Origin of the sequence: Bartonella sp. AP7XZML (genome assembly GCF_042195745.1) — a bacterium.
Taxonomy (GTDB): Bacteria; Pseudomonadota; Alphaproteobacteria; order Rhizobiales; family Rhizobiaceae; genus Bartonella.
Map to the genome: position 1 here is coordinate 1 of NZ_JBHIOT010000116.1, position 7,308 is coordinate 7,308.

At 36.9% G+C, this 7,308-nt stretch carries 2 protein-coding genes and 1 pseudogene; all 3 read right to left on the minus strand.

Annotation, left to right across the window (positions count from 1 at the left end; all coding sequences use genetic code 11):
• Window positions 1–1,220, minus strand: a pseudogene (locus tag ACFILT_RS09275) (hypothetical protein); the annotation flags it as partial.
• A gap of 1,179 nt (window positions 1,221–2,399) precedes the next feature.
• Complete coding sequence (locus ACFILT_RS09280; RefSeq protein ID WP_375679971.1) at window positions 2,400–5,924, minus strand: YadA-like family protein; 3,525 nt, start codon at window positions 5,922–5,924, stop codon at window positions 2,400–2,402.
• A 1,104-nt stretch (window positions 5,925–7,028) separates the two neighbouring features.
• On the minus strand, window positions 7,029–7,308 hold a 280-nt coding region (locus ACFILT_RS09285; protein ID WP_375679972.1), incomplete at its 5' end, for a YadA-like family protein.

Below are 7,308 nucleotides of genomic sequence, written 5' to 3' on the forward strand. Positions count from 1 at the left end.
TCAGTAACATCACCATCAGAATTAAATCGCTTAACCTTGAATGTAGGAGCATTCCACGTGCCATTCTCATACTTAGCATTACCACCTAAAGACTTCGCAACACCGCTCCCTAGTGCATGAAGCTGATTACCCGTTACGGCATCCGTGGAACCAGCATTAATCGAACCATCTAAAAGAAATGTAAGCTTGCTATTACTTTTGCTATCTTTCTCTCCATGCGTCGCTACAAAAGCATGTGCAGTATCGCTCCAATGCAAGGAATCACTCTTTGCTTCAGCAATATCTTTGCTAAGTTCATTCTTAATATTCGTGATAGAATTATTCATATTTACGAAAGAAGTTCCTACACCAGCAAACGCTGTTGCTACATCATGATACTCTTTATCTTCTGTTTTGCCATCTTCTTTCACGCTCTTAACCGTGAATGTAGGTACACTCCAAGTTCCATCCGCATAACTAGCATTACCACCTAAAGATTTTGCAACCCCAGTGCCTAACGTATAAAGCTGGGAACCATTAACGGCATCGGTTGACGTTTTTGAGAGCTCACCAGGAGAAACATCCAAAAGACGCCGTGTCTCACCTTTACTATTCCGAATAGTTATTTGAGTTAATGGTGAGGTACCAGCAATAGTTATTATCTTTTCATCGTCCGCTCGGACTAATTCACGAGATAAGCTTCTTATAAGAGAAAAGTTGTCTGTATTTTCATGCAGATCATCACCGTGAGATGGATTATCTTGTTTTCCCCCAATAGCATGGGGTTCCTTTATCTCAACAATCTGATGATTTAAACCTGCCAAATCACTATTAGTGCCAGAAAATGCATCCGCAACACTTTTATAACCTTCTACATTCTTATAACCTTCCGTACCTGAAAAGGCAGTATCAAAAGCAGCTTTAGTCTGAAACTTAATATTAAGACTTAAGTTCTTGGGGGCATACTCCCCCTCCACAAATGCAGAGCCACTATCTCTATACAATTTACTGCCAACTACATAGGCTGGCGGTATACCTTTAAGCGCATTTGTACCACCACTAAAGTCGTTTGATATGTTATTTAAAATCTGAGTAGCAGCAGCAACAGGAGAAACATTTGATAAAAATATAATCACTGAAGCCAATGAAAGCGCTTTAATAAAAAGCCGTCGATAAAACGAGCAAGAATCTCTACAATCATTCACCACTAGCGCTTTTGGTGTGGTATATAATTTTTTCATAACAAATTCTCCAAATAGGAAAGACATATTTAGAACATTAAAAAGTCATATTTCAGTGTTAGAAGTGATTAACGACGTGATTTTTTTGTTCTTTATAAAGTTTGAGTTTGCCGCAGAGGCGAACAGAAGTAATTAGAAGTCTAGCAAGGTTGCAATCAATCTTGATAAACGATGTGGTTAATGGGTTTTTTATTTTTTCCGCCTTTAAGAAGGGTGCTTTTTTTTGCAACAAAACTCCTGGATGAGGGTGAAAAACAGGTATGAAGAAGACATACTTGCACCCTATTGTTAGGTCTGCGGTTTATAGTTTTAAAAGTAAAAGAGTTCATTTTATATGATTAAGAAGCTGTAAGGTATTATTAGGGGAAAAGTTTAAGTTGTCGGCTGAATGATTTAGAGTACTTGTTGTGAAATCATTACGCTTTTATCGCGGGGATAAGCGGCATACTCTTGAGCTTTGGAGTAAAATGAGGATGATTGTGTGTGTTGTTCATAATCAACTGCCCCCCTTGCGAGCATTTTTCTGTTTTTGCCAAAATGAGTCTTACTAAAGAATATTTTGTGATGTTATAGACTATTGAGTGAAATAGCAAGAAGAAAATGAATTTAATTATTTTTACAGAATGAGTCTTTCCGATTTATATAACTGTGAAATATCCTTATAACTTTAAAACTTATAGATTCCATGCACTATAGACTTGTCTAGAGATTCTGTTTCATAGTTTTATTTAAGTGTCCCATTTTGATCAAAATGAGTCTTACTAATAATTGCTGCTGTTGCGTGCCTCATGATTGCTACTGCTATGTACAGAGCAAATAAATAAAATAATAAAATAGGATTTTTAAATTTTTAAACGTATCCCCCAATGGATATTTTCTATCAATGAAATTATAGAACGTACAGTTTTAAAATACTGCGCAATTACGCACTGAGAGTACTACTCTGTATTTGTAAAATTTTTGTTAAAGTGCTTTACTTCTTACTAAAATCAATCTCACTAAGATTATTACTATAAAATACATTGGTATAAGAATTTAATTATTATAAGAATTTATAAATATACTACTCTATGGCCTTCTCTGTAAAATATTACTTCTCTATAATATAAAATTTCGCCCCTGTCTAAGAAGACAAGGGCGAAACTTCGCTTAAATTGTAGTTTTTCATATTCTCTGGTGTTATTTTAATTTCAGAGTTATTCCACCACCTACACCCCACTGACCGCCAGCACTGGTTGCTGATAGATTAGAACGAATCTTGCCATCTTCAGATGTATAACCTGCACCAATCGCAAAGGCAGATTGTCCACGCCAAAAACCGCCACCAAATGAAACACTCACAGATCCTGGGTCATCGAAGTAACGTAAGTTAGAGACTGCCAAACCAATCGCTGCTGCTTGCCTTGCCTCTTTGCGCACATTCGTAATATCATAACTTAGTGCGTCAAACTTCATATCGGTATAGGATTTTGCCTCGTTAACACCATTATTGACTTGATCGTCCGTATACTTTTTCGCACTTTCAAGAGTAATCTTCATCTGCTCCGCGGTATGATCGTATAACTGACCACCATTCACTGCGTCCTTAGAGCCATGTTCAATTTTTCCATCTTTAATATTAGTAATCAAAACAGGCTCACTGTCATCGACACCTTTTAGAGTGATGCTACTGATTTTCTTTCCGCTATCATCGGTATCATAGCTAACCGCAACATTCACCTTGTTTTCAACTTCTGTTACCCTGTCTGTAACGCTGTCTACCTTTTTTTCAACGCCTGTTACCCTGTTACTCATCTGTGAAAACTGATTGTCAGTCACCTCATAAGTTGACTTTTCTAAAATTTCACTAGGAGCAACAGTTACCGTGGTTGAATTATCCGCCTCATCTATGGCGCTTTCTTCCTCATCTATGGCAAGAGGTAAGCTTCTTAGAAAACGTGCGCTTCTCATAAAAGGAAAGCCTTTTGAAATAACATCCGAAGGATCACCATTTTGTGGTTTACCCTCTGTTTCACCAATACCAAGGCCATTCTTCATATCAACAATCTGATTATTCAAAACGGTGAAAGCACTATTAACGCCTGCCAATGCATCCGCAACATTAGTATATTTTTTCTCAGTTTCCTTACCATTCTTATCAAAGGCTTTAACTGTGAAAGTCGGAGCACTCCAATTTCCACCTTTATATCCAGAACCACCACCGAAATAAGTAGCAATCTGGTTGTTTATCGAATAGAGCTGAGAACCAGTTATAGCATCAGTCGACGTTTCTGAAATCTCACCAGCAGCAATATCAAAAAGACGCCGGCTTTCACCTTCACTACTCATAAAACTTACTTGTTTTAATGGTGATTTAGGAGCAACAGTTATCGTAGTTGGAACCTTTACATTACCTAAAGCACTAGGTAAGCTTCTCATAAAAGGAAAGCCTTCTGAAATGATATCATTCAAATCACCGTCTTGATGGGTGTGTTCCTTTTCTTCAATACCAGGCTTATTCTTTATCTTAACAATCTCCTCATTCAAACTTGTGAAAGCACTATTAACGCCAGAAAACGCATCTGCAACATTAGTATAGTTTTTCTCAGTTGCATTACCATCCTTATCAAAGGCTTTAACTGTAAATGTAGGAGGTGACCATTTTCCATCTTTATAGCCAGCACCACCGCCAAAATAACTTGCAAATGCCTGAGCCATCAAATAAATTTGACCACCATTTACTGCTTCGGTCGATGTTGCCGTAAATGCACCCCCTTTAACACCAGAGATAACTCGTGGAAAATTAATACCGTTTGCAATATCTATTCTATCACCACCCTTGTCTCCACCAATCGTAATAAGCCCAACGCTATTTTGCTTAACAAAACTATCACCTGTCACACTTTCGATCTTTTGATTAAGATTCGTAAAAGAACTACTTACACCAGAAAGCGCATCCCCAACATTCTTATAGTTCTTTTCAGTCCCACTACCATTTTTATCAAAAACCTTAACTGTAAAAGTAGGAGCATTCCAGTTTCCATCTTTATCATATCCAGCATTATCACTAAAATAGCTAGCAACTACATTGCTCATGGCATAAAATTGAGAGCCATTTATCGCATCAGTCGATGTTGCTGTAATCGAACCAGCCTTAACACCCGCAAGAGTCCGTGTCACATTATCAACATTTGCTATATTTACCTGGACCCCTCTTACTTTTCCACCAATGGTAATAAGTCCGGTATCATCTTGCTTAACAAGATCATCACCTGTCCCATTAATGACTATATTCTCAATCTTTTTATCAAGATTTGTGAAAGAACCACTTACGCCAGTAAAGGCATCCGCAACATTAGTATACTTCTTTTCAGCTCCATTACCATCCTTATCAAAGACCTTAACTGTAAAAGTAGGAGCACTCCAGTTTCCATCTTTATAGCCAGCACCACCACCAAAATAGCCTGCAACTACATTGCTCATGGCATAAAGTTGAGAACCATTTATCGCATCAGTGGACGCTGCTGCAATCGAACCAGCCTTAACACCCGAAAGAGTCCGAACTGCATTATCAACGTTTGCAATGCTTACCTTAGTTCCACTTACTTCTCCACCAATGCTAATAAGCCCCGTATCATCTTGCTTAACAAGACTGTTACCTGTCGCATCAATGACTATATTCTCAATCTTTTTATCAAGATTCGTGAAAGAACTATTTACGCCAGTAAAGGCATCCGCAACATTAGTATACTTCTTTTCAGCTCCATTACCATCCTTATCAAAGACCTTAACTGTAAAAGTAGGAGCACTCCAGTTTCCATCTTTATAGCCAGCACCACCGCCAAAATAGCCTGCGACTACATTGCTCATGGAATAAAGTTGAGAACCATTTATCGCATCAGTGGACGCTGCTGTAATCGAACCAGCCTTAACACCCGAAAGAGTCCGAACTGCATTATCAACGTTTGCAATGCTTACCTTAGTTCCACTTACTTCTCCACCAATGCTAATACGTCCTGTATCATCTTGCTTAACAAGACTATTACTTGCCACCTTAATATTTTCAATCTTTGCATCAAGATTCGTGAAAGAACTACTCACGCCAGTAAAGGCATCCGCAACATTAGTATACTTCTTTTCAGCTCCATTACCATTTTTATCAAAGACCTTAACTGTAAAAGTAGGAGCTATCCAGTTTCCTTTTCTATCGTATCCAGCACCACCGCCAAAAGAGATCGCAGTACTGATGCCTTGAGAAAAAAGCTGAGAACCATTGACTGCATCATACGAGATTGGCGAAACCCAACCATCAGCAACACCAGTAAGAGTCCTCAATCCATGAGAGCTATTTGCGATAGTTATTCTATTACCACCTACGTCCGCACCAATTGTAATAAGTCCTGATGCATCTTGCTTAACAAGCTTATTGCCCGCAACTTCAGCAGTATAACGTTCCAAACCATATAATGCAGAGCCAACATCTCTATATATTTTACCGTTAATTATATAGGTTGGCGCAATACTTTTACGTATATTTGTACCTCCACCAAAATACTGTGCTACATTACCCCAAAGATCACAAGCAAAAACAGGAGAAGTATTTGATAAAAAGACAGCTACTGACACTAATGAAAGCGTTTTAATAAAAGGTAATCGATAAGACGAGCAAGAATTTTTTAAATTACTCACTGCTAGCGTGTGTGGTGTGGTATATATTTTTTTCATAATAAATCCTCTAAGTAAAAAAAGATATTTAAAACATCAAAAAGACATATTCCGGTGCTACTTAGCTCCAGAGGTTGTTTTTTCTTGTTTTATAAAAGATTAGGGTTGTCATAATGCGGAAGAGGACTATCTAAGATATCAATGAGATAGAAGTCGACGTTGATCGATAGTCCAATTAATGTGGTTTTTATTTATCCCCCTTTAAGGAGGGGTATCTTTCTTTAGCAGAGCCTTTAAATTTAAAGGTGAAGAAAGGTGAAAAAAGTGTAGAAAAAACATATTTGTGTACTATTATTAGGGGTTGTGTGTTTAAGAGGCAATAAAATGTTTATTGCGGAAGGGATTTAAGCTGTTTGTTGAGTAATTTAGAGCGTTTTTTGTAGGGTTATTGCGCTTTTTTCGTGAAAATAAGCGAGATATCCCTGAGTTTTATATTTGTATCTCTTAAAGCTCTTTGAGATTAGATGATTGTGATTTTGTAATTTTTCCATAACTTACCGCACCCCGCTTTGCGAGAAGATTTCTAGTTTCTTTTAATTAATTTTTCGCACTCTATACAGATATTAAAAAATAGCAAGGAAAAAATGAGACTTTTTATTTCTTTAAGAACACCCCTCGTGGATATTTCTATTATAAAATTATAAACTGTATAGTTTTCAAATATTGTGCGGTTACACGTACTCTGTTAATTTATATGAAAACATCCCTCTGCATTTGTAGTTTTTTTGTTAAAATGTTTCACTGTAACTAAAATTAGTCCCACTAAGATTATTATTACAGAATACATTATTATAAAACTTTACAAGTATACTACTCTATGAATTTCTGTGTAAAATATCACTTCTTATAAAATTTTTACCCTTGTCTGATGAGACAAGAAGGCAAAACTCTCTTAAAAATAAATATCGATTACTCAAATAATTCCTTTTGGAGGTGATAAATGATTTTTTCATATAAAATTTCACAAAAAATATATTTTTACTCGAAATACGCCCTTATCTTCTATTGCTATTCATTTATGATGAAAATAACTTTCCTTCTCTTTAAATGGCACATGTAACGCATTTGATAAGAGAAGGAAAATTTATTTCGAATTTTCTATTGTTAATTCAGTGTTACCCTAAATCCAGCACCTACACCCCAATGTCCCCCAGCACTCGTTGCAGATACGTTAGAGCGAAATCTTCCATTTTCAGACATATAACCAGCTCCAATAGCAAGTGCAGATTGACTGCGCCATACACCCGTACCAAGTGAAAAACTTAATTTTCCCGGTGTATCGTCATAGCTTAAATTAGATACTGCTAGACCAATAGCAGCAGCTTGTCTTGCTTCTTTCCGAACATCCTGAATAGCATAATTCAATGTCTCAAACTTTATATCC